The sequence below is a fragment of the Prevotella sp. C561 genome (genome assembly GCF_000224595.1).
Lineage (GTDB): Bacteria > Bacteroidota > Bacteroidia > Bacteroidales > Bacteroidaceae > Prevotella > Prevotella jejuni.
Genome location: NZ_JH114146.1, coordinates 78,279 through 102,883 on the forward strand (window position 1 = coordinate 78,279; position 24,605 = coordinate 102,883).

Genomic DNA, 24,605 nt, shown 5'->3' on the forward strand with positions numbered 1-24,605 from the left:
TCTTATTTTGTTAATGAAATAGTAAAAAGCAACTCTCTTCCTCTCATGTGATAACTGTAAGCGTAGGTATTCATCATGTTAAAAATGGTGTAACTATAATACTGTTGATTGAAAATATTTCTCATATCAATACTGAAACGAAATGCTTTGTGTCTGTAACTGACCCCTGCATCGAAGATAGCCATAGTCTTGGTAAGATCTTGATACATTTCCTTTGTTGAAATATCTGCCATTGCCTTGAATTGCAGATTTGTTACAGGCTGTAATACCAAGTTGATATCATGTGTTTGCGACAAGAAAGATTTTGACACGTTTTGTACCTTTGTAAAGTTCTTTGAAAAGCTATAAGTATAATATAACTCCATAAAAGAAACAGGTTTGAATGAAACAGATGGAGCAACATTTAGACTGTTCCACGAATAGCTGTAAATCATACTGTTTTGCATCATCAAGCTCTTGCTGTGCATATAAATTCCGTACAGCGAAAACTTGGTGTTGATAGCTTTTACCTGTTTTGTAATATTGAAATAGGTATTAATATTGTCAGTGCCGTTAGGACTTAGTACCGGACATTCCTTAATCAATGTTTGCGACACATTCTGCGCCGACAATAAATTGTTATGCTGATGTGTGTAGCCTATACCAAAATTAAAAAAACATTTCTATTGGATATTTTAAATCGTAAATAGCATTGAGCGTAACACTCCTATTCTCACTCAAGATCCCTAAACTGTACCTTTGATAGTTCAGACTGGTTTGTATCGGTGCTGTTATAAAATCAGCCAAATCACCTATCTTGTTTGCAAAAGCCCCTTGAAGCCTTATCGTAGCTCTTGGTGTAACATTGTATAGAAAATAAAATGAAGGATTAATTACAAAGCTCCATTTCTGCTTCTTTAATGGAGTTGTTCCCTCGTTTTCAAAATCGATTCTTGTTGTAGCCAATGATACGCTTGCTTTGAAATTATATTTCCGTTGTGGGTGGGTATATTCATATTGTGGAGAGAATGAAAAATCTAATTCATTTCCCTTCACGAGGTTAAAGCCTGAATAGTCATCTGTTATCAAAGCTGAATTAACCCTATCGCTACGATATTGGAATGAAAGAGGAAAATATAATCGTGAGGCTCTTCTTTCATAAGTGGCAGAAATAGTTTCCTGATTCGTAAACTGTTTGCTGTCTGCACTTTGCAGAAAAGAGGCTACTCCTACGTCTGAAACACGAATAGTGCCATTAGGCATAGTAGTATAATTGAGAAGAGAAGAAAGACTCCAGCGAAACTTATTTGTTTTCCAACGTATGGAAAGATTGTTGGAAAACCCTAAATCGTGATATTTCTCATTTTGAAAGACCGAATTGCTATTGTTTTCAACTGTTGGCAATTCCGATTTTAAGAACAAAGCCACTGATGAAAACCGATTGGTGATATATCGTTTATCGCTATTGTCCTTGTATTCGATAGTCAGGGTAGGCTTGTGAAGTGTGAAGGCAGATTGGTATTGATAATCTTGCACTAATTCGTCCAAACCATTACCAAAAACATCTTATGATTGTAAGCATAGTTGCATTGGGAATAAGCATAGCCTACATTTGTTCTTAACGACTTGTTTTCCGACAGTTTGTTGAGTAGATTGAAACTAACAGAATAATCTTTGGGATGGATATACCTTTCTCTTTTGAGTGGTGCACTAGAAGAAGATAAGTTGCCCAATAGTTTTACACCGAAAGATTCTAACTGGTCGTTTAGAAAATGATTGATATTTTCATCGGTAGCAAACTCCCTTATGTTCCCTATCTTAAATGTTCCCAAAAGTTGCATACGCGATTTGAAGAGCATACCAGCTCCATTAGTTTGGTAAAGTCCTCCATTACTGCCTAAACCTCCAATGGCTTCATATGTCCCGACTGGTTTAAACTTGGCGTGCTTTGAAAGTTTTATATTTATTGCCACATCATCAGATAGCACGTCTTTGTCCATTTTGGCATCTTTATGATTATTCAACACCTGCACAGATGTAACGTAGTCTGCTGGGATATTGTTTGTGGCTACATTATATTGTCCACCAAGAAGATCCATTCCCTCAATGTAAAAATTGGAGATATCCTTTCCTAGATATTTTATACTTCCCGAACTAGTTACTTCTATACCGGGCAATCGCTTCATTGCATCTCTAAGCGTGTAATCGCCCTTCCCTGCGAAAGAACTCAACCGATAGGAAAGTGTATCGCCGCGCTGAATTATTTGTGGAGCCTTTACAACAACTTCCCTTAACTGCGTCTTTTTTTCAAGTAAAGTAATGTTCTTTTTTGTTTCTTTACTATCTATTACTAGCTTGGTTTTCTCAAACGAGATATGTCCGATAGAAAGTAGCACCTGCGTTTTAGAACTATTGTAGCTTAAAGCATAGCTTCCCTTCTCATTGGTAAAGCTATAGGCAATGGGCTTGTTATTTTCTAAAATCTGCACATTGGCATTGCTTATTGGCATACCATTAGAGTCCGACACAATTCCAGTTAACGTATAGTTTTTTTGAGCTTGTGCTTGCATCCAAACGAAAAGACAGAGAATATAAAGGAGTAATCTTTTCATCATTATTTAATCTCTAAAGGCACATAGCCATTTGTCCGTAGGCGTACTTGTACCCCATTGATAAAAACAGAGTTGCTTCCACCGTCGCCTTTTTCCACTCTCATGTCCGTAATGCTCTCAGTAGGGATGTTGGCTATCGGGTTTTCTTCAAAGTGATTTTTTGCCTTGATAAATTTTTCACGGCTGGTAGTAATGCTATTAGATATTTTAGGCGCAGTGATTGGCGTAGTACCTTGTCTAAACGTAATAGCTTTAAAGCGGTGGATTTTCTCGGTATCACAAGCATACATTATCAGTCCAGGCAATCCACCAAACTTCCAAGGTCCGAATTGGGATGGAATTTCTGATGAGAACCAGACATTCCAAGTACGTCCGCCATACTCTCCTACCGCTTTATTACATAGATAGCCGCATATAGTATCGATCTCTTCGGTAAGTTGCCATGAAATACCGTTCACCCCCTCTTGATAAAAATAAAGACTTGGAGGGATAACACTATACACGGAGATTGATTTGTCTGCTACATTTACAAAGGTAGTTTGGTCAAAGTAGTAGGCTGTTTTCACCACGCGCTCTTCTGCTTTCTTTACCTGCTCTTCGGTTGCTTGTCCTGTCTGCATCAAAGAGTCTAACTGAAAAGTAGCATAGTCGACAAACTTAGCGTGGATAGCATCAAACTGCAATATCGTTGTAAAAGTTTCTGTTTCGGCATTCGCTGTTTTTACAGTGTATTCGTAAATACATTCATAATTATTATTTGTTTTCTGAGCGAAAACTTGTAAAGGAATGAGTAAAAAGAGGACTAAATAATTCTGTTTCATAACTAACATGCATTAATAATATCTAATATAGTTATTCCTGATGGAAGTTTTTCTCCATTTAGGATATATGTAGGAGTTTCTCCTATATGATTATTTTTAAACCATTTATAATGTGATAATATTATATAATTTTTTGTGCTATCTTTGCTCTTATTTTTTTTGCAATAATGTTTTATAAACTTTTCTCTTCCAAAATAAAACCAATCAAAAATAAGTTTATCAATAGGAAGAGTAGGAGTATGAAGTGATAATAAAATACTGAAATCATATTTTTGCTCTTTTGACCAGCAAGCTACCACAAATTTCGTTTTAACAGTTCGACTAAGTTTTAATAAATTATAAGATTTAATGAATTCAACTCCACAAGAGTGACAATGTAGATTGATAACTATGGTTAAGTTGTTACTGGCACATTCCATTCCAAGTTCAATATCATGAGGAGCTTCGTCATAGATAGGCCCTTGTCGCTTATCATTTAACTTTTGCTTTATTAATTTTGTTTTACAGACATTTAAATTATATGTGTTCTCAAAGAGGGCAACAATATTTTCATAATATGGTCTATATAATGTTTCTATTAGAAGCAATAAGACCATAAAAATAACCGCTATCGCTATAACATCTATGAATCTTATACATCCTCCAAAAGTAAACTCTAAATTATAAAGAGCAAGAAATAAGACTAATATTTGAATAATTGTACAATAAGGGCATATTTTTTTTATCCATATCCACTGATAAAAAATGCTCCATAAACTAAATGGTATTGCTAAAATATAATATACAGAAAGTTCTGGATATAAAGTAGGAAAGAGCAGTGATACGACTATAGCTGTTCCAAAATATGAGATTCCTATATCTGATAAGTCTATCTTAAATATATTCTTTTTCGGTAAGTTACATTGAAATATATTTAAGATAGAACAGATATTAGGTTTCTCAAATGGAATAAAAGACTTATTGAAGAGTGTAATAGACGCATGGCATGCTATGATATTTACCCCAATATTTATTAACGTTTTTATTGAAAAGATAACTAAATGTTGCGCTGCTACTAAAATTAAAGTTAAAATAAAGAAAACAAAAAAAAGTGCGACTTTCTCAAATGCACGTTTCCTGTTTTTTTGATAAAAAGGCTCAATTGCTGTTTCTGTTTTTTTAGTTGTAATACAACTCCGTTCCATTGATTTATAAACTTTGTTCGCGATAGCCTCTTTTTACGAAAACCATCATGAATTAATACATCTGAGTATGTAAAATTTTCAATTAAAACGAACTTATAGTCAGTTAAATATGAAAGGTATGGAAGTTCTTGTTTGTCTATAGAATCTAAACTATCGATTTTTTTTGCATTTATTTTAATCCCATAATAAGATAATATCCTTGCATACCCTAATAGATTATCCCTATCAGGGTGAGTCCAAAAAATTCCTCTCAAATTCTTATTTGTAAAGGGTACTTTCAGTAGTCTAAGAATATAAGCTATTAATGTCACTTTTGAATTTCTTTTATTACAACATTCTTGCACAAGTCAAAGGCATTATTTTCTATTTCCACCTTTGGGGGTAGGATAACTAATCTTAATGAAATGCAACCAATAAAAGCTTGTATCCCTATCTTTTGAATAGATGCAGGTAAGGAAATTTCATCCAAACTTAAACAACGTGCAAAAGCATATTTCTCTATAGTTTGCAGAGAATTGGGAAGTTTTATTTTTTTTAATCCTTTACAACCTGCAAAAGTGCGTTCTTTTATTTCTATGATAGAATCGGGCAATACCAATTCCTGTATGCTTTCACACAATGTGAATGCCTTACCCCCTATATAAGTAACAGTATTTGGTATTTTTGAAATTGTAATCCTGCAACAATCCCAAAATGCCCCATATTCTATCCTTTTAAGATTTGGGGGCAGTGAGTCTAAACGTAAATTTTCGCACATATTAAAAGAATTTTGTCCAATAATTCTCAGAGAATTTGGCAGATATATATGATGTAGATTTTTACAAGTATCAAAAGCTCTTCCTTTGATTATTTCCACCCCTTCGGGAAGTATGACCGTTTTAATGTAATCGTTAAAAACAAAACAGCAATTTCCTATAGCCTTAACCTGTTTTAAATTATCTTCTTTAGTTAAATCCACTATACTATCTTTTCTTTCCCATTTTACAAGTTCAAGGACCCCTGTAGAGTCCGAGACCTCATATCCAAGTTTAGAGGTCTGACCTTTGACAAATTCAAGTGAGAAAAAAAATAACAAAAGGACTATAAATATTTTTTTCATAAAATGTATAAATTGAAAAAAACACGAAAACTGGTCAAAATTTAGTACTGACCAGTTTTCGTTACCTTGTCATTAACCCATTCCTGCAAACTCTAAGCATTCTTGAACGGAAGAAACTTGTTTTGTGCGTGTTGAACCATCTGTCTCTCTTACTGTGCATGGAAAACTTGCTTCACTTTCACGGTTATTACTTGTTAAATTTTCTGCACTTCCACCACGAATTGCACGCAAATCTTCGGGTTGCAAACATAAGTTTTCGGATTGTTTTTTGAATACTTTCATACTATTAATTTTTAGATAGACTCGAATATTATACATTCTCATTGATTCGCCGAGTCTGTTAACCGAAACAACAAGCTTTTATTTTTCTATAAAATAGAACCATTTAATCAATTCTTTTTTTATTCTAATTATATTTTGCAAATATATATATCTATATTGTTTATAACAAGAAAAATCAGTATTATTTTTAAAAAAATGTATTTTATGAGTATTTGCGGTATATTTGTAGTATCGTTTACTATTTACACATTATTTATAGTCTATATGGATACAAAATTAATTTCATTAAAAGATTTTGAAATTTCTCCTAACGAGAATGTCATTGAACGTAGCCAAAACTTCCAAAGTTATATAGACCAGATGGATCAGTTCGGCTGCAAGAGCTATTGGGTTATGGCAAAAACGGGAGTTGGAGCAAAAATGCAGATAGAGGGCTATGATGGTGAAGTTTCCGCATACATTTCCAATGATTACCTTGGTATGTCGCAAAGGACTGAGACCAAGGAGGCTGGCATAAATGCCGTCCTGAAATACGGTACAGGGGCAAGTGCCGCTCAAGCCATAGGAGGCTATTTAGACATCCATCAGCAGTTGGAACAAGGCATTGCAAAGTTCGTTGGTCAGGAAGATGCAATTCTCTTCTCATCTGGATTTGGTGCCAATGCAGGTTTGCTCCGTGCTATATTGGGAAAAAATGATATAGCCTACATTGATTCGTATATCCATACCAGTGCCACAAGTGGTTTAATTGGAACCAATGTAAAGCATATTGGACACAACGACATAGACTATCTTGACATGATCCTTGAACGGGAAACGGGAAAATATCAGACTCGATTGGTCATCATCGATGGGGTCTATTCCCAAAATGGAGATTTGTCAAAACTCCCGGAATACATTACAGTCTGCAAGAAGCACAATTGTCTCCTTATGATGGATGATGCCCACGGTATCGGAGTTATGGGAGAAAGCGGCAGGGGAACTGCCGAATATTATAATTGTCTGGGTCAGGTTGATGTTATTACAGGTACTTTCAGTAAATCCTTCGGGTGTGTCGGCGGTTTCGTTGCCGCGTCAGAAAAACTGATTCAGTATCTGAGATATTATGCTGACAGTAATGTCTTTTCCGCAGCAATGACTCCACAGGTTGCAGCATCTTCACTGAAGGCTTTGGAACTTATACAGACACGTCCTGAAATTCGCAAGAAATTGTGGACCAATGTCAATTATCTGCGCAAACGACTGACAGAGGAAGGCTTTGATATAGGCTGTTCGGTATCAGCAATATTCCCTATTATGGTTAGGGACAATAGAAAAGTATATGAAATAGCACGTGAATTACAAAAAAGATGTATCTTTGTAAGCGGTATCACATATCCTGCGGTAAGAACCAAGGAAGCACGGCTTAGAGTCAGTGTGTTGGCTTCACACGAAATAGTACAGTTGGAGCAATTGGTGACCGCCCTTGTGGAAATTAGAAAATCAACACCTTTTTAGATGGCAGAAGAAGAAAATAAACCCAAAAGATACAGAAGGACAAACGTCGATATACAGGCAGACATTATCAAGGCAGCAGAAAGTCTGATTAAGAAAAAAGGCTTTGCATCAATGTTGGTGACAGAACTCATTAAAAAAGCCAGAATAGAGCCGCTTGTTTTCTATAACAGATATGATAATCTTAGAGAGTTTTATGATGAATTCGTTAAGAGATACGACTATTGGTTTAAGGATATCCTAACTGGTGTTCAATTTCCAACAGATTCAGAATTGGGCTATATCAGTATTTTCAAGGATGTACAGAAAGCACTTCAAGATAAATCAGTGATGTTGGAACTGTTACGCTGGGAGATTGCTGAAGGAAATGAGACCACAGTCCGTACGGCCATGCTCAGAGAAATGCACACTTTACCTCTTGTCAATATCTATGAGGAGAAATTCAAGGACACTGGTATTGATATATCCGCCATATCATCCCTGATAATCGGTGGCATTTATTACCTCAACCTTCACAGAGAGCGTTCCAAATTCTCAGACATTGACTTGAATACGGAGCAAGGGCAGCAACGCATCGAAAAAGCCTTGGATACATTTGGTAAAATGATTTTCCATTTTCACGAACAGGTCAATTATAAGAGAGAAATCGCCAAACGTCTTAAGGAAAAAGGAATAAGTGATGAGATTATAAAAGAGTGCCTGATTTAATGAATACTTTTCATAATATCGCAGATGTGTCAAAACTAAGATATTACTGTCACAGTCTTACAATCTAAAACTAAACCTCTCTTAAAGACAATGAAAAGAGGAAAGAGTCATATCAGCACTTGAATGCAGCGTTTGATATGGCTCTTTTATATTTAACAGTTACAATTAGTATTACCGGGCAGCCCCTATTTTAGTTTTGACGCATTCTCTTTTTGCATCTTTACCTTTTGTACCATCACCGACAGAACTCTTTTCTCATTTTACACATCAAAATGATTAATTATGAGCCTTTTTGATAGCATAATAACAACACTAAAACTTGAATAAATAAGTGCCAATAGAATTAGATGTGAATATTTTAAGGTGTATCTACAATTTATTTCTCTAAAAATACACTGTTTTCATCAGAAAATATTATCTTTGCATTATCAATTTAAGTGCTCTTTGAAGTAATGCAGAATAAAGAAAGGGTAAGAAACTTGCTCGTTTCCAAATCGTAACCCATTTATCCTTTATTCATTCTTATTCTATTGATTATCTGAAAGATATAAATTTATTGAATCTTTTCCTCGCATAGTCCGTGGCGATAAGCATCTTCGCCTTTTCCTCCGTTTCCGAAAGCGGCAGTCTGCCCAACAGGGTGGCGTCGCCCGTCTTGGCGAATTGCATCAGCTTCTGTATGAAGTCCTCCTGCTCCGGCGTGGGCGGTATGTGGTGCAGTATCTCGTTTTTGTTGGGACGGTCCACGCCCACATCCTCCGCCGTGCGGTAGTCCGTGATTTCATTATAGAAGGCGGCAAGCTCCGGCACTTTGATGAAGTAGCGGAAACGCTCCTTCTGCACCACGTTGTTCGTCACGTTGAACTCAAAATCCGTTGTCTTCTTGGCAAATATCGCCGACCACGCATCAAAACATCGAATGTCCTGCCGTTCCAGCTCCTTCGGGCGCAGGTACTTGAACAGCAGGTACAGCTCAGTCAGCGAGTTGCTGATAGTCGTGCCGGAGAGGAAGGTCGCCCCCAAGTCCTTGCCCGTGCGCTCCTGTATGGTGCGGATAGCAAAGAGCATGTTCAGTGCCTTCTGGCTTCCCTCGCTGTTCCCCAATCCCGCCACACGGTCGTGGCGCGTGTTGAAAGTCAGATTCTTGAACTGGTGCGATTCATCAATGAAAATGTGGTCGATGCCCATCTGCTTGAAGTCCACCACGTCGTCCGTGCGTGACTTTATGGCGTGTTCCACCTTCTCCAATTTCGCTTCAAGGTTATGCTTGCGCTTCTCCAGACCTTTCAGCATCGCCCGCGATACGTTCTTTCCCTGCTGGCGCAGCACTTCGAGGTTTTCCTCCACCGTGTCAAGCTCCGCTTGCAGGATGCGCTGCTGCAACTCCGGCGACTGCGGTATCTTGCCGAACTGGTCGTGCGACATAATGACACAATCGTAGTCGTTGTTCTTGATGTTGTTGAAGAAACGCACGCGGTTGGCGGTCGAAAAGTCTTTCTCCGAAGCGTACAGAATCCTCGCGTTGGGATATGCCGCTTGATAGGTGGCGGCAATCTCCGCAACATTGGCTTTCAGCCCGATAATCATCGGCTTGTGCGCCAAGTTCAGACGCTTCATTTCATGCGCGGCGATGCACATTATCAGCGTCTTGCCGGTTCCAACCTCGTGGTCACAAATTCCGCCGCCGTTCTGTTTCAGCATCCAGACGCAATCCATCTGCGAGGGATAGACGCTCCTGATGCCCCGGCTTGCCAGCCCTTTCAGATTGAGGTCGGGAAAAGTCTGATGCGAGCCGTCATACTTCGGGCGCACGAAACAGTTGAACTTGCGGTTATACATCGTCGTCAGCCGCTCCTTGAACTGTGGCGACTGCTCTTCGAGCCATTCGGAGAAGCCGTTTCGTATCTCGTCAATCTTGGCGTTGGCGAGCTGTATTCCCTCGCTGTCGCGCACCTTGATGTCGTTGCCATGCTCGTCCCTGCCGATGGACTTCATCATGTCGGGACAGGTGTTGTGCAGGGCGTGTTTCAGAAGGTGCATGCCGTCATAGTTACGGTAATACCCCTTCACCAGAAACTCGTCCGTGATTTTCATGGTGCGGTAGCCGCACGCCACCGAAAACTCGTCCATGCTTGCAGAGTAGGCGATTTTCACCTCCGTGTCGAACAGCCGGCTCATGTAGGCGGCATAGACACCCGTCGGAATCCAGCGTTCCCCGAAATTGAAATCAAGGTCTTCAAAAGCGATGCGCGGCGGTTCGGCATCTTTCAGAGCCTCCAACGCCTGCTTCACCTCCGGCATACGTTCACTTTCGGGGTTTTCGCCCATCCAAGCCTCTATGCGTTCCGCTTTCTCTATCACGTTTCCGGCAATAAAGCGGTCCTTAATCTCGTAACCGGTTACGAGCGGATTGTAATAGATGCGCCCTTGCAGGGCTGTGAGCAAATCCTCCGCCGTACTGTCGGTTATCTCCCGCATATAGTCGAGATCGACAGTGCCGAACTTGTTGAGCGACGCGGACAGTGCTTCTTCGGGTGAGCCGACGTTGGCATGGCTCTCCACGGAGAAGGAAACGGGACGCTCGAAGATGTCCGCCTTGACAAACTTCCCGTTCTCCGCCCGTTCCAGCGAAAGGATGTCACGCCCGCCCGCGTCCATCATCACTAACTTCACGTTCTGCTTGGCGTTGAGGTTGCCGTAGCGCATGACAAACTCATCGTAACAGGTGTTTAGATGCTCTCGCCACGGGACATTTGCTTCATGCAGGTTCGATTCATAGCGGTACAGCCGCTCGTAGGCGTCACGGAGTAAAACATACTGTAACGCCTTCTCCTTCTGGTAGCCTTTCAGGTCGAGCGGCTGGAATGTCGCCCCGTATGGCGTGATGTCCTTCAGGTAGCCGATGTTATGACGCCCCCTGTCAGCCACCAGCGACCCTTCGCGCAGGTGCATCTCCGGCGTGCGGTGGTAGGCACGCGGCGAAAGGTCCACGACTTCTTCCTTCGGCTTCTCCGCTTCGATGTCGGGGAAAAGGGAGGTCGCCACCGCTTCCGGTGGGGTATCTGTAACGGCAGGTGCGGTGACTGCTTCCGGCTGTGTTTCCTCCTGCCGTGGTTGCTCACGGGGAGTGTCCGGCACGGCTTTCACTTCCATCTTTTCCGCCGCCGCTTGTTTCTCGTTATGCTGCCTTGCCAGTTCCCGAAGTTCCTTCCTGCGTTCCGGCGTCAAATCCATCATCATCTCGTAGAAGCCGTTGATGGGAGGATTGGTATCCCAGTCCAACGTGGCATAGATGTCGTCCGGGTCGGCAGGCTTGGCGGTGTTCTCCGTTTTAGCCTCCTTGTTCTCTGTTACAGTCTTAGGGGTGGTAGCCGTCGGCACAGCCGTAACATTTTGTGTGACATGCACCTGTGGCTTGGGTAGAACGCGCCTTGCCGAGCTTTCCTTTTTCGCCTCCTTTTTCTTTTTGGCGGTTTTCGGTTGTTGGCTGACTTCTTCCGTCATCCCCCAGAGATCGAGCAAGGATAGCTGCACACCGTCAGAATATTTCGGACGTGGCTCTATCTCCGGCTTTTCCTCTGTGGGTTGCGGTTTCTCCGTCGGAGTTTCCACCGCCTGCATCGAAGATGTTGTTTCCATCTTTATGGCAGTACGCTCCACCTCCTTTTGAACGGTAACTTTTTCTTCCGTTCCCGACTGCCGGATTGAACCCGAATACAGACGCATGGCGAGCCTGTAATGGAAATCCTCGTCGAGCATACGGTGCAAATCCCCGGCGATGCCTGCTGCCTTGCCCTCGTGCAGATAGACCATAGCGGGCTTCCCGTATGGGTCGGTGTCAAGTTTCGCCGTCGTATGCACGATGCGTTCCGGGTGGTGGATGAAATAGGCGTTGTCGGTCAGGTCGGTTTTCGTGTCCGTCTGTATTACGGTCATCAGCCGCTCGTCCTGCGACATTTCCTTCTTGCTGAGGTTCTTTTGCAGGACAATCAGGTCACTGCCCACTTCTGTCCCCGCGTTGTCCGTGAACAGGTTGTTGGGCAGGCGTATCGCGGATACCAGATCAGCCTTACTGAACAGCTCGTTACGCACGGAGGTCTTGGTGCTGTTCAATACCCCTTGCGAGGTGATGAACGCCACGATACCGCCGTCACGCACGGCATCCAGTCCTTTGAGAAAGAAATAGTTGTGGATGGCTTTCTGGGCGGAGCGTCTGCCGAATGAGTCGCTCCGCTGAAACTCAGGGTCGAACACGGCTATGTCTCCGAACGGAATGTTGGACACCGCCAAGTCGAAATAATTGTTGAACGGTCTTTCGATTTTCTCAAAACCGCAGGTGCGCGTTTTCTTGCCGGGATAGAGATGCCTCAGGATTGTACCCGTGAGCAGATCCTTCTCGAAAGCCATCACATCCGCATTGGGGTTGTGCCGCAGCATGGAATCCACGAACACGCCAACCCCCGCCGACGGTTCGAGCATACGGGCGGGGCGGACGCTGTAATCTGCCAGCACGTCCGCGATGGTGTCGGTTATCTCTTTGGGGGTGTAGAAAGCGGTCAGCACGGACGCTTTCAGCGAATCCACAAACCGCTTGTACTCTGTTTCGTCCTTGCTGTTCTCACGGATAAGCCTGTGCAACTCCACTGTCGGGGCGAACAGTTCGAGGTCGGATTTCGCCCACCGGACGGCATCCGTCAGTTCCTTTGCAGGGTTGAGGATACATTTCAGACCGCCGAAACCGCAGTACCTTTGAAGTATGGCACGCTCTTCGGTTGTCGCTGTCCTGTTTTCCCTGTCAAGGATGAATGCCGTCCGTATCGCCTCGATGTTGTCCCGCAGTTTCTGTTTGCGGTTAAACGCCATATTCCCCGATGTAAAGGACGGTTGCCCCCGTCAGCTCCGTGTAGAGCAGGTCGTAATCGGAAGACAGGGCGAAGTTGTCGTCCGAAAGGTCATAGACGGAGAACACGTTGCCGACAAGCGGCATGAGTTTCAGAATAAAGGCTTCTTGTTTCTCTTCCGGCACTTCGTCGAAAAACTCGCTCTCCACGACTTCACGGAGAATGGCGTACCGGGAATAGCGCAGCCCGCGCAGCAGCGTGTCCATCGCCTGCTCTTGCGCGCCATCGGCGGGATAGCCTTCGAGCCGCGCCTTTTCATACGTTTCGGCGGCACGGTCGGCCCGTTCCCGTATGAAAGCGGTGTCAGTCGCCTGTTCAAACTTGTTCGTGCGGAGGTAGTCCAGCAGGTACAGACCGTAATAGGAAAAGTCGGTCTGACCCTCGTTTTTCTTCTTGTTGTTCATTACTTTGGAGTTTAGTGGATTGATATTTAACGGGATAATTGATTGGAAAAAGGAAGAAAAAGGCACTCGGTATCCCTCCGAGTGCCACCACTAAATCCAAAGTATGAGTGTAATCCGGTATCGAAGAACAATTCATTACTCTGAACAAGTGGCAAAGTTAGTGCAAATCGAAGACAATACGAAAAAAACTTGTTTGTTTCTATTGTTGAGATGCAGCCTAACTTATCAAAAGTTAGTGATTATTTCCTTTTTTTCGGATAGGAAGACTTGCATTTCTTTTCCGGGAACACGAACGTCGTGTTATATTCCCCGTCAAAGGCGACTATGGCATCGAAGTTCTTGCCCTGCTTGCTCTTGAAGCCTTTGAGCGGCTTGGTGTGCCCGTCGGTGAGCAGGTCTTTGATTTCGTCGTCGGACAGGGTGCGTCCCGCTTTCTGCCGGAACACGGGCAGTCCGCACTCCGTGTTGTCGCAACGTACCACCTTGCCGTAGAACCGCATCCTGCCCGTGCCGCACTTGGGACACGCGCAGCCGGAATCACGGCTGCCGAAGAGCTTGTCGCACGAGAGCAGTTCGGAGGTGATTTCCCGTGTGTACGCCTCTATCTCCTTGCGGAAAGTGTCGGCGGGCAGTTCCCCGCGCTCGATACGTGCCAGTTCCTTTTCCCATTCGCCCGTCATGGCTACATCGGCGATGCGCATCGTCTTCACCACGGAATTGAGGGCGAGTCCCTTTTCGGTGGGAACAAGCGACTTCTTGCAGCGTTCCATGTAACCGCGCTTGAAAAGCGTTTCGATGATGGACGCTCGTGTGGCGGGAGTGCCGATGCCGCAGTCCTTCATCGCCTGCCGCAGCGCGTCGTCCTCAATTTCCTTGCCCGCTGTTTCCATTGCCGAGAGCAGGGTGGCTTCGGTATGCAGCGGCTTGGGTTTGGTCTTTCCTTCGGTGATGGAGGTGGCTTTCAGCGTGAGCGTGTCGCCATCCTGCCAGCCGGGGATGGTAGTTTCCTCCTTTTCCTCGCCATAGACGGCACGCCATCCGGCTTGCTTCACGACACTGCCTTTCACGGTGAACTCCACTCCGGCACATTCTGCCGTGACAGCAGTCACGTCCTTGACGCATTTTTCGGAGAATGCCTCTATCATTCGTCCGGCAATCATCTGATAAATGGTGCTGTCCTCTTTGGAGAGGAAGAGCGGTTTCTCTCCCGTGACGAGCAGGGCATGGTGGTCTGTTACCTTGCCGTCATCCACGCTACGGCGTGTCGGGATGGCTTTTGCCCGCACCTTGTCTTTCCATTCGGGCTGCGTGCCGATAAAGGCGAGTAGCTTGGGGATTTCAGCGAACACGTCTTCGGGGATGTAGCGGCTTCCCGTTCTCGGATAGGTTATCAACTTCTTCTCGTAGAGCTTCTGCGCGATTTCAAGCGTCTGTTCCGCCGTGAAGCCGTGCTTGGCGTTGGCTTCTTTTTGGAGCGTGGTCAGGTCGTACAGCAAGGGAGTTTCCTCCGTCTTCTCCTTACGCTCTGCTTTCGTTACCGTTGCGCTGCCTGCCGCCTTTACCTTATTATATAGCTCCGTTGCCGGTTCTTTCGACTTCCATTTCTCGGAGGATGAGAGTTTCACGACCTCGCCGTCGCAACCGTCTGTTGCGATATGGAGCTGCCAGAATGCTTCGGACGTAAAACGGCGGTTCTCCCAATAGCGTTCACACACCATCGCCAGCGTGGGTGTCTGCACACGCCCCACCGAATACGTGCCATGTCCGGCGGCTATGGATAACGCCTGAGTGCCGTTGATGCCCACGAGCCAGTCGGATTCGCTCCGCGCTTTGGCGGCGAGGTATAGGTTGTCGTACCTGCTGCCGTCTTCGAGGTTGCGCAGTCCCTCACGGATAGCCTTGTCGGTGAGCGAGCTGATCCACAGACGCACGAAAGGAGTGGTGCAACCCGTATAGTGGTAGAGGTAGCGGAAGATAAGCTCTCCCTCGCGTCCGGCATCGGTCGCCACGATGATTTGTTCGCTTGTGTCGAACAGTCTTTTGATGACTTTTATCTGCGACACCACGCCGCTGTCGGGCTTGTAACCTTTCTCCGTCCTGACCTGACGGGGGACGAGCGTGAATGTGTCGGGAATAATCGGGAGGTTGTCACGGACAAATCCGCGCACGCCGTAGCCGTCGGGCATGGCAAGCTGAACGAGGTGTCCGAATGCCCATGTCACGGCATAGCCGCCTCCTTCGAAATATCCTTCCTCTCTCTTTGTCGCGCCCACGATGCGGGCGATTTCACGTGCCACGGAGGGCTTTTCTGCAATGATTGTCTTCATGTTTTCTTGCTTTTTTGTTGATACTTTGGATTTTATTTTGGATTCAGTGGCGGACACGGGATTACATTTTCATGCCTTTGTTGTTCTTCTTTTTCGGCTTCTCCTGCTGCTGTTGCTGGCGGTCGTCCTTTGGGGCGGTCTGACCTTTCTGCAAAGGCTCTTTCAGGTTCTTTGTCGCCTCGTTGGTTTTGCCCTCGTTGTTCACCGCCACCTGTGTGCGGCTCTCGTTGGACGGGGCGACCTGCTGGGCGTTGTCGGGGTTCGTTTCGTAGCGGTACGGGCGGCCCTTCTCCGGGTTGAACTTGATATACATCGTGGCATGGAAGCCCTGCTTGTCGGTCACGTTCTCCAGTTTCACGGCTTTACCCGCCACGTAGTCGGCTTTCTGCTTGTCGGTGAAGTTCACGCCGCTCCATTTGCTGATGGGGCGGATGCTGCCGTCCTCGTTCATCCACGTGTTGCGGCGTTGCTCCTTCTTGGTCTGTGCGGCATTTTCCCCGCCTTGCGCCTGACTTTTCGAGGTGTCACCTTTGGCTTCCTGCGTCTGTGCGGTACGGGGCGACCTTCCGGTTCCCGGCACGAACTCCACGCCGCGCTGCTCCACGTTCACTTGAAGGGTGGTGACGAACTTCCTGCCGTCGTTGCGCTCGATGAGCTTGTCGCGCACGGGCAGTCCGGCGCGGAGCATGTCCTGCTCCTGTTTGGTGATTTCCGTCTTGCCGATGCGCTCCGGGATGCGCACCTTGTTTGCCGGAATGTCCGTGATTTCATTCGTCTTGCGGTCGATGCTGATGTAGGAGGGGATGATTTCGCCCGTTTCCCTGTCCACAATGTCCACGACCCTGCCGAGGTTGCCCGTTTCGCGCAGGTTCTTCCGGTCATCGTCGGAGAATTTGTGTTCCTTGTACTCATCTAACTTCTGCTCCTTGCGGATGAAGTGCGGCACGAGGCTGACATTTCCCTCGCCGTCCTTCTTGAAGGAGAGGCGGGCGTCCAGCTCGAATGATTCGCCGCCGAAGGTGGGCTTGACCTTTACCAAGTCGGACTTGCCGTAGTGGAGCATCTTCGTAAGGTCTCCGGACTTTTCAAGGTCGTCACGCTTCACGCCCCATCTGTCCTCCAGCTCCTGCCAGTTGATTTTGCTCTCGTTGATGGGTTGGTAGCCCTGTCTGCCCTGCGTCTGTTGCGGGCTTTCCTGCTGTTCTTTCTGTTGTTCCATGTTTTCCTGTTTTTGAGGTTCTTGTTTCTCTGTCTTTTGTGCCGCCATCTCTTCCTGCACCTGCTGTTGATAAGGGAAGGTGTCGATTTTGTGCGGTGCAAGGATTTGTTTGTTCTGGTACGGATGCTGAAGCAGGTCTTTCATCACGCCAAGCATGGAATCCACTTGGTCTGCCGCGATGCGGTAGAAACCGAAGCGGCTGGGTTCCTTGCACTGCCGGAAGAAGTTCTTGAAGAAGTTGTCCAGCACGTCGCCGTGTCGGTCGAATTGCAGGAAACTCTGCGCGTTCTCAGCTTTCGCAGGGGTACGCTTGGGTGTGTCGTCTGCATTCAGCCCGGCTACCACGCTGATCTCGCCCGTCTTCTCGTCACGGACTACCAGCACGTCCTTTTCGTCTTTTTTCTTTGCCATTTGAAAAATGTTTTAATGGGTTATTTATGAAAGAAATTATGGATACGAGCCTTGTAGAAGGCTATATCTTCTTTTTTGAAGTCCTTGATATGGTTGGAAAGGAATGTCAGCACATCCTCCTCGCTGTAATAGGTTTTCTTGCCCAGTGTCTTGTAGGGCAATGCGCCGACACTGCGGTAGCGTTGCAGTGTGCGCTTGCTTATCTGGAGCAGCATGCACAAATCCTGATTGTCGAAAAGGCGGATGCTTTCCGTGATAGTAGGCTGTTTCCCCTCAGCCTTCATCGCCAGCAGCAGTTCGTCCTGACGGTCGAGCCGTTCCATCAGCTTCTGCATCCAGCCCTCGAAGTTGTTTCGTGTGAGCAGTTCCATGACCTATGTCCTCCTTCCTTTTGGTTTGCCGCCAGTGCGCAGCGTGTGGTTGCGTTTCAATTCCTGCGGTGTCGCCGCGTCCTCGTTGACGGCACACGCTTCAAGCAGGCGGTCTATTTCCGACTGCCGGTAGCGGCATTTACCGCGAAGCACGACATAACCGATGCGTTGCTCGCTGCGCATACGCTGGAGGGTGCGGGTACTCACGTTAAGCAGGTGCGCCGCCTCGCGTGTGGTGAGCAACCTGTCGGGCGATGCCGCTTTCTTGTCGCCGGAGGCGGCACGGACGTGTGCCGCAATCTCCGCTATCTGTTCCGTCAATGACCGGAAGGCAGAACTTTCCATCGTTATCACTTTCATATTCAGTCCTTTATTTTTGTTTATTTTCATGAACATAGGCTGCGCCTCGGCATACCGTTCAAGCAAGTTTGACGCTCTACACTCGGCTTGCTCTATGTTTCTGCGACAAAATTCGGCAATAAACAAAAGGGGCTTTAACAACTCACTACGTGACTCACGTAAGATTTTTACGGAAGATGGCTCCGTAACCCGGTCAAACGGTGCAACAGGCAGCCTTTCAGCGGAAAACGGTACGTGTTAAGGGCTGCATCGTTACCTTTGCGGGCAAACCGATAATTGCATGAATATGGAAATAGTATCTATCGAGAAAAAGACTTTCGAGATGATGGTGGCGGCATTCGGCGCACTCTCGGAGAAGGTCGCCGCCCTAAGGCGCAAAAGCGACACGGGGCGCATGGAAAGATGGCTCACGGGCGAGGAGGTCTGCGGGCAGTTGAGAATAAGCCCGCGCACGTTGCAGACGCTGCGCGACAGGCGGCTTATCGGCTACTCGCAGATAAACCGCAGGTTCTATTACAAGCCGGAGGAGGTTAAGAGGTTGATACCGCTTATCGGCACGCTCTATTCGCACGGCAGATGATTTGATTTATTCACCCACTGAATCCGAAGTTATGATGAACGAGACCAACGATGTTTTTACGATGGAAGACGAGCCGATAGCCTCTGTGATGCAGGATATGCGCAAAGGCTCGAAATGGCTGTCTGTATTTCTGGAAAGTTACCGCCCTCCGCTGGACGGGGAACGTTACCTGACTGACGGTGAGGTGGCGGAACTGCTCCGTGTCAGCCGACGCACCTTGCAGGAATACCGCAACAACCGCGTGTTGTCCTTCATACTTTTGGGAGGGAAGGTGCTTTACCCGGAAACGGGGCTGCGCGAGGTGCTGGAAGCGAACTACCGCAAGCCGCTGGAGTGAGGCGGCCAACATGAAAAAGGAAACGGGCGACATTTTGTGGTGCTGCCCGTTTACTTTTTATATACTTGGGTGTTTTAATGACCTTAAAACCAGTTTTTTGATTGATCCAACCAATTTCTATCGTTAGAAATTCATATAGTTAATAAAAAGTTGTAACTTTGCATTTAACGCAATCTAAAAATTAATTGTAATGGCAATTTTAAACAACATTAAAAATGTACTATCAGAAAAAGGAGTTATGAGCAAATGGTTGGCAAAACAATTACAGAAAGATCCTGCAACAGTATCTAAATGGTGTAATAATCATTCTCAACCTGATTTGTACACATTTGTTCGTATTGCAAATTTGCTTGATGTTGATGTTCATGAACTTATTTGTCATACAAAAAAATAGTATCTAAAGGAATATAGATGTTTCACCATTTTTAAGCATGTAAATAAAGTGTATGAGCAATAAAATTTGGAATTTTGATATATTAGTTGATGATTGTTTTGTTAATTTTAATACAAAAAAGCAAGAAATAAATCCAGATCATAATGACAGGTTATTATCAGTTGCTAATGGCTTTGAAGATGGCAGTTGGAGATATCGTCAATTCAAAGAATTTGTTTTCAGTAATATTGCAGAAACAGCTTTGTCTGCACAAGAACGAGAGAAATTAATAGATAATGATTACGGTAGGCTTATTGAGGCTGCCAAACATTTACGACTTGTTGACAAAGAGCAGAATGGAAAGGGAAGTGAAATAGCGGAAATTATTCTATATGGCATAATGAAGAACCATTATAAAGCCTTATCTGCAATACCTAAAATTTTTTATAAACAGAATGATAATGATAATGCAAAGGGCTCTGATTCTGTACACATTGTAATTGACCCAAATGGAGGCTTTCAACTTTGGTTAGGAGAAGCTAAATTTTATAATTCTCTTGAGGATGCGCGATTATACGAACCAATAAATTCTGTTGAACAAATGTTGCGCAAACCTATTATGAAAAAGGAATGCGGAATAATGACCAATCTCAATGAACTTGATAAACAAATTGAAAACCAAACATTACTTAAAAAGATAAAAGAATGTTTCGATGAGAATACTTCCATTGACGAAATAAAACCCAAACTACATATACCTATTCTTTTATTACATGAATGCCAGATAACAGCAAGTACTACTGAAATGAGTGATGAGTATAAAAATAGTATTATTTCTTTTCATAGAGATCGTGCTCATTCGTTTTTTAAGAAGCAGATCAACAAGCTTAGTTCTGTTCATAAGTATTCGGAAATAAACTTTCATTTGATTCTTTTTCCTGTTCCTGATAAAACAAAAATAGTAAACTGGTTTATTTCACAAGCAAAAAAATCTCAAAAATGATGCAGACGAATGATATATATAATACATGTTTAGATATAAGTAATGTTCTAAATGCTGGTGATATAAGTAATGCAAGATCCAAAGTAATTACATTACTTCATGAGATTAATGGTACTAACAATAATTCATATATGGAATTAGTCAACCATCTTATTCGTGAAGTGGGGCTTTTACCGTATATTGATACATATACTGCATCTTGGGAAGATCGGTTTGTATGTGAAGTTTTTAAAGTTAATATTGGAGAAAGAAAACCTTGTGTCTTACATACTGCTCAATCACAGGTATTAAAGAAGTTATTAGAAGGGAAAAGCGTTGCGGTGAGTGCTCCTACAAGTTTTGGTAAAAGTTTTGTTATTGATGCATTTATTGCGATTAAACAACCAATTAATGTTGTAATATTAGTACCTACGGTTGCTCTTGCAGATGAAACAAGAAGACGAATTTGCCGAAAATTCTCTCATCAATATAAAATAATTACAACAACAGATGTAGAACTTGCGGAGAAAAACATATTGGTATTTCCGCAAGAAAGAGCTTTTGCCTATATAGATAAACTTCCTTCAATTGATATTCTAATCGTTGATGAGTTTTATAAGGCAAGTACAAATTTTGATCTTGAAAGAAGCTCCACTTTACTCAGTTCAATGGTAGAACTCGGAAAGAAAGCTAAACAAAGATATTATCTTGCCCCAAATATCCATGAAATAGAAGAAAATGTATTCACTGAAGGGATGACATTTCTGCGTATGGATTTTAAGACCGTTGTAACGCATGCATGGCGGTTATATAAAAGCAGACCAAAGAATGAAGATAAACAGAGTTTTAAGACACGTAAACTTATTGAATTAATAAATACAGGTATAGGTAAAGCTTTGATATATACCGGCACATATAAGGGAATTGAAGAAGTAACAACAATTCTTAACAGAAATTTATATAATAAAGACTCTGAACTGCTTGCTAATTTTTCTGATTGGCTGGAATGCAATTATGGAGAAAAGTATATTCTTAAAGATTTAGTCAAACATGGTATTGGTATTCATAATGGTCAGCTACATCGTTCTCTTAGTCAAATTCAAATAAAACTATTTGAAGAACAGAATGGGTTAGATTATTTGGTATCGACCTCGTCTATAATTGAAGGAGTAAATACTCAAGCAGAGAGTGTCGTTTTATGGTCAAATAAGAACGGGGCTCATAAGATTGATTATTTTACCTTTCGCAACATCATTGGACGCGCAGGCAGAATGTTTCGTTATTTTGTAGGTCGTGTCTATATGCTTGAAGAGCCACCAAGTCAAGAAAATACTAAATTGAGATTAGAGTTTCCTGATGATGTAGTAAAAAAACTTGATGGAAATGACCCCGGTATAAAATTGAATAATGAACAATATGTAAAAATTCAACGATATCAAGATGAAATGATAGAACTTCTTGGAACGGATATTTGGCATAGAATTGAAAGAATACCACAAATCAGAAGTTGTAAACCATCAATGTTAAAGATAATTGCGGAAAAATTGAAAACTGATTCCAATTGGCCAACAAATTGCGATGCTTTACAAAACAATAATACATGGGAATGGAGGGATGCTTTAGGAGATATCATAGAAATTTTGGAATATCATCGAAAAGGACATTTACGGTATTATGCATGTGCATGTAGTAATGGATGGAAAATGACTATAAAAGAGCTATATAACACAGTAAAAGATTATGGTATTACATATGAGGATATATTTACATTTGAAAGATATGTATCCTTTAATCTCTCATCTATTATTGCGGTAATTAATATTATACGTCAAGAACTTTATCCTAATTCCTCAAATATCGCCAATTTTGTATATAAAGCATCAAATGCCTTTTTACCTAAAATTGTATTTCAACTTGAAGAATACGGATTACCGAGGATGATTAGTAAAAAGATACAAAATGCAGGTCTTATAAATCTTGAAGACGATTCTAAAGAGATTACAATCGTTATACAGGAATTTAACACGATAGGAATTGAATACCTTGAACAAAAAATACCTAATCTCCATTCATTTGACAAATATATATTAAAACATTTTATGAACGGAATTCGTTGCATAACGACAAATCAAAAGAATTAAATAATAGCCATATTATTACCTCTATATTTTTTGAGATATGATATGGCTATTTAGATAAGGATCCATATAGAAATTCTTTCGTATAATTTTCATTTGATATCTTCAACAGTACGCAGTTTTTCCGTTCTGTATAAACATCACGTATGTTTGCCGCTTCTCTTGTGAGAGAACCTTTCCTACCAGCCACATGCGGAACAGGTAGGTGTTGTAGGTGTTCAGCCGAAAAGCAATCAGAATAATGATTTCAGGCGCGTACACGTCCGCGTACAGCCCGTTTTCAAGCTGCATGTAGCGGCACACCTTGTAGTCGTTCAGCACGTCAGACTTGCGGACGGCTTTGATGACGGCGTTCACTGCCGGGACGGTCGTATGGAACAGTCCGGCTATTTCGGTGGCGGTCATCCACACATCGTTACCGGTTACGCTGACCGCCTTGTCCTCTATGATGATTATGTCACGTTTCATGGCTCCTCTTTTTTAGATGGTGCAACCTGCAAATTCCTCGACGTTGTTTAACCTTGCGGCAAGGTTTTCCATATCCTGATTGAGTTTTTCTTTGGTTATCTTCGCGTAAATCTGCGTCGTCTTTATGCTCTTGTGTCCAAGCATGGAGCTGACCGTTTCGATGGGTACGCCGTTGGAAAGGAAAACTGTCGTGGCTGCCGTGTGGCGGCTTTGATGCCACGTGATATGCTTGGTGATGCCGCAACGCTTGGCGACGGCACGGATACCGGCAAGGCACGTGTTATAATGCGGAACGGGGAATATCCTGCCGTTCTCGCATAGCCCACGGTATTTGCCGATTATGCGGTTGGCGATGTCAAGCAGGCGGATGTTGGACACCACGCCCGTTTTCTTGCGGTTGATGTTTATCCACTCGTGTTCGTCGAAATAGGTACGGATATTCTCTTCCGTGAGGTTGCGCATATCCGCGAACGACAATCCGGTGAACGCACAGAACAGGTAGAGGTCGCGGTACAGTTCCTGTTTGGCGTTTTTCAGTTTCCCCTCCATCAGCAGGCGTATTTCGTCTTTGGTCAGGAAACTGCGTGTCGTTTCCTCCTTCTTGATTTCATACTCGCGGAACGGGTCGCGTGTCAGCCACTCGTTGTTGATGGCTATGAACACCATTGTCCGTAGCGGGCAGACGTACAGCCACACGGTATTGGTGCAGCAGTGCTTGTCCGTGCGCAGGAACATCTCGAAGTCGGAGATGAAAGCGGGAGTAAGCTCTTTTAGGGCGATGTCCTTCACATGGTAGCGGATGTCGAGGAACTCTTGCAGGTGCTTGTAAACGACACGGTACTTTTCCAGTGTACCTTTTGCTTTCATGCCTGCTTCCACCTGTTTCTCATAGTTCTCGTTGTGCCGACGGAACACCTGCATCAGCGTGTGGTAGCGGTGTTCCAGTCCGAGAAAGGCGTTCTTTACCTTCTCCGCCGTGACGAAGTTGTCACGCTCCATGATTTCCTGATAGTGTCTGTTGATGCGCACCCGCATCTTGTCAAGCATACGGTTCGTTTCGAGTGCCGCCGCGCTTCTGCCCGTGACACGTCCCCCTTTGGTGTCCCACAGCTTCGGATCGACACTCAACTTGCAACTGAACTGCGTCTGGCTGCCGTCCACCGTGATGCGTCCCATGACGGGAACCGTCCCGTCCTTTTTCACTACCTGACGCTTGAGGTAGTAGATTACTGAAAATGTACTCTTCATCGTTCTTAATTTTTGGATTTCAAAATTAGTTGGTGAAGAGTCCGGTGTCGGTACGCAAAACGGGGAGGAACGGCGCAATCTTTTTTCCGTAACCGTATTTGTTACGTGAGTTGTGGGTAACTCACTATAACATAGTGTCTTGTTTCGCCATTCGTACCCGTTTGTCGCATTTTCGGACATGGTTACGAACAAGTAACGTTGCGGCGTCAAGATTTGGCTTCGGCAAGGATTGTAATGGCTTCACGAATTATCGCCACTTTAACTAAAACCCTTGTAACTCAATTCTATCACTATATCTTTCCGCATT

The 24,605-nt window shown here is 44.0% G+C and carries 23 protein-coding genes; 7 read left to right on the plus strand and 16 right to left on the minus strand.

The window, feature by feature from the left end; all coding sequences use genetic code 11:
* Positions 1 to 2: 2 nt before the first annotated feature.
* The 8 genes from HMPREF0666_RS18105 to HMPREF0666_RS09250 form a co-directional block, all read right to left on the minus strand.
* Positions 3 to 611, minus strand: a complete 609-nt coding sequence (locus HMPREF0666_RS18105; RefSeq protein WP_009012107.1) for a TonB-dependent receptor — start codon at positions 609 to 611, stop codon at positions 3 to 5.
* Between the two features lie 37 nt (positions 612 to 648).
* Positions 649 to 1,527 carry a hypothetical protein gene (locus HMPREF0666_RS18110; RefSeq protein WP_232214090.1) on the minus strand — a complete coding sequence of 293 codons (879 nt, stop codon included), beginning with the start codon at positions 1,525 to 1,527 and terminating at the stop codon, positions 649 to 651.
* Positions 1,515 to 2,594: a carboxypeptidase-like regulatory domain-containing protein gene (locus HMPREF0666_RS18115; RefSeq protein WP_232214091.1), complete on the minus strand. Its 1,080-nt coding sequence runs from the start codon at positions 2,592 to 2,594 to the stop codon at positions 1,515 to 1,517. Before HMPREF0666_RS18115 ends, HMPREF0666_RS18110 begins: the two co-directional genes overlap by 13 nt.
* Complete coding sequence (locus HMPREF0666_RS09235; protein ID WP_009012110.1) at positions 2,594 to 3,412, minus strand: GLPGLI family protein; 819 nt, start codon at positions 3,410 to 3,412, stop codon at positions 2,594 to 2,596. Before HMPREF0666_RS09235 ends, HMPREF0666_RS18115 begins: the two co-directional genes overlap by 1 nt.
* Before the next feature lie 2 nt (positions 3,413 to 3,414).
* Complete coding sequence (locus tag HMPREF0666_RS09240) at positions 3,415 to 4,596, minus strand: vitamin K epoxide reductase family protein (RefSeq protein ID WP_009012111.1); 1,182 nt, start codon at positions 4,594 to 4,596, stop codon at positions 3,415 to 3,417.
* Positions 4,479 to 4,940, minus strand: coding sequence for a cysteine peptidase family C39 domain-containing protein (locus HMPREF0666_RS18680; RefSeq protein ID WP_083822538.1), 462 nt, complete (start codon positions 4,938 to 4,940; stop codon positions 4,479 to 4,481). Before HMPREF0666_RS18680 ends, HMPREF0666_RS09240 begins: the two co-directional genes overlap by 118 nt.
* The gene (locus HMPREF0666_RS09245) at positions 4,904 to 5,695 is read right to left on the minus strand and encodes a leucine-rich repeat domain-containing protein (RefSeq protein ID WP_042856241.1); all 792 of its coding nucleotides are present in this window, start codon (positions 5,693 to 5,695) and stop codon (positions 4,904 to 4,906) included. The genes HMPREF0666_RS18680 and HMPREF0666_RS09245 overlap by 37 nt, the downstream gene beginning before the upstream one ends.
* Before the next feature lie 72 nt (positions 5,696 to 5,767).
* Entirely contained in the window at positions 5,768 to 5,977 is a 210-nt protein-coding gene (locus HMPREF0666_RS09250; protein WP_009012113.1) for a hypothetical protein, read from the minus strand.
* 264 nt (positions 5,978 to 6,241) lie between these two features.
* Between HMPREF0666_RS09250 and HMPREF0666_RS09255 the strand changes: the two genes are divergently transcribed.
* Positions 6,242 to 7,474 (plus strand): aminotransferase class I/II-fold pyridoxal phosphate-dependent enzyme, encoded by a 1,233-nt coding sequence (locus tag HMPREF0666_RS09255; RefSeq protein ID WP_042856247.1) that lies wholly within the window; start codon positions 6,242 to 6,244, stop codon positions 7,472 to 7,474.
* Positions 7,475 to 8,179, plus strand: a complete 705-nt coding sequence (locus HMPREF0666_RS09260; protein WP_009012115.1) for a TetR/AcrR family transcriptional regulator — start codon at positions 7,475 to 7,477, stop codon at positions 8,177 to 8,179.
* A 534-nt stretch (positions 8,180 to 8,713) separates the two neighbouring features.
* Here HMPREF0666_RS09260 and HMPREF0666_RS09265 read toward each other — a convergent pair.
* The 6 genes from HMPREF0666_RS09265 to HMPREF0666_RS09290 form a co-directional block, all read right to left on the minus strand.
* The gene (locus HMPREF0666_RS09265) at positions 8,714 to 13,042 is read right to left on the minus strand and encodes an N-6 DNA methylase (RefSeq protein WP_009012116.1); all 4,329 of its coding nucleotides are present in this window, start codon (positions 13,040 to 13,042) and stop codon (positions 8,714 to 8,716) included.
* Positions 13,032 to 13,484, minus strand: a complete 453-nt coding sequence (locus HMPREF0666_RS09270) for a DUF1896 domain-containing protein (RefSeq protein ID WP_002561000.1) — start codon at positions 13,482 to 13,484, stop codon at positions 13,032 to 13,034. Before HMPREF0666_RS09270 ends, HMPREF0666_RS09265 begins: the two co-directional genes overlap by 11 nt.
* A 239-nt stretch (positions 13,485 to 13,723) precedes the next feature.
* Positions 13,724 to 15,811, minus strand: a complete 2,088-nt coding sequence (gene topB, locus HMPREF0666_RS09275; RefSeq protein ID WP_002561001.1) for a type IA DNA topoisomerase — start codon at positions 15,809 to 15,811, stop codon at positions 13,724 to 13,726.
* Between the two features lie 61 nt (positions 15,812 to 15,872).
* Complete coding sequence (locus tag HMPREF0666_RS09280; RefSeq protein ID WP_002561002.1) at positions 15,873 to 17,441, minus strand: DUF3945 domain-containing protein; 1,569 nt, start codon at positions 17,439 to 17,441, stop codon at positions 15,873 to 15,875.
* Positions 17,442 to 17,461: 20 nt separating this feature from the next.
* Positions 17,462 to 17,812, minus strand: coding sequence for a helix-turn-helix domain-containing protein (locus tag HMPREF0666_RS09285; protein ID WP_004291454.1), 351 nt, complete (start codon positions 17,810 to 17,812; stop codon positions 17,462 to 17,464).
* A 3-nt stretch (positions 17,813 to 17,815) separates the two neighbouring features.
* Positions 17,816 to 18,172 carry a helix-turn-helix domain-containing protein gene (locus HMPREF0666_RS09290; RefSeq protein WP_002561004.1) on the minus strand — a complete coding sequence of 119 codons (357 nt, stop codon included), beginning with the start codon at positions 18,170 to 18,172 and terminating at the stop codon, positions 17,816 to 17,818.
* A 280-nt stretch (positions 18,173 to 18,452) separates the two neighbouring features.
* On the opposite strand from HMPREF0666_RS09290, the gene HMPREF0666_RS16665 reads away from it, so the two are divergent.
* From HMPREF0666_RS16665 to HMPREF0666_RS09315, 5 genes are all read left to right on the plus strand, one after another.
* Entirely contained in the window at positions 18,453 to 18,752 is a 300-nt protein-coding gene (locus tag HMPREF0666_RS16665; RefSeq protein ID WP_019131010.1) for a helix-turn-helix domain-containing protein, read from the plus strand.
* A gap of 31 nt (positions 18,753 to 18,783) precedes the next feature.
* A complete protein-coding gene (locus HMPREF0666_RS09300) occupies positions 18,784 to 19,089 on the plus strand; it encodes a helix-turn-helix domain-containing protein (protein WP_002561005.1) in 306 nt (101 codons plus the stop codon).
* Positions 19,090 to 19,279: 190 nt separating this feature from the next.
* Entirely contained in the window at positions 19,280 to 19,483 is a 204-nt protein-coding gene (locus HMPREF0666_RS09305) for a helix-turn-helix transcriptional regulator (RefSeq protein ID WP_002561006.1), read from the plus strand.
* Positions 19,484 to 19,535: 52 nt separating this feature from the next.
* Entirely contained in the window at positions 19,536 to 20,465 is a 930-nt protein-coding gene (locus HMPREF0666_RS09310) for a DUF1837 domain-containing protein (protein WP_009012118.1), read from the plus strand.
* Complete coding sequence (locus HMPREF0666_RS09315) at positions 20,462 to 22,585, plus strand: DEAD/DEAH box helicase (protein ID WP_004355287.1); 2,124 nt, start codon at positions 20,462 to 20,464, stop codon at positions 22,583 to 22,585. The genes HMPREF0666_RS09310 and HMPREF0666_RS09315 overlap by 4 nt, the downstream gene beginning before the upstream one ends.
* 102 nt (positions 22,586 to 22,687) lie before the next feature.
* Here HMPREF0666_RS09315 and HMPREF0666_RS09320 read toward each other — a convergent pair whose 3' ends face one another.
* Positions 22,688 to 23,050, minus strand: a complete 363-nt coding sequence (locus HMPREF0666_RS09320) for a hypothetical protein (RefSeq protein ID WP_002561010.1) — start codon at positions 23,048 to 23,050, stop codon at positions 22,688 to 22,690.
* Positions 23,051 to 23,062: 12 nt separating this feature from the next.
* Entirely contained in the window at positions 23,063 to 24,298 is a 1,236-nt protein-coding gene (locus tag HMPREF0666_RS09325) for a site-specific integrase (protein WP_002561011.1), read from the minus strand.
* Between the last annotated feature and the right edge of the window lie 307 nt (positions 24,299 to 24,605).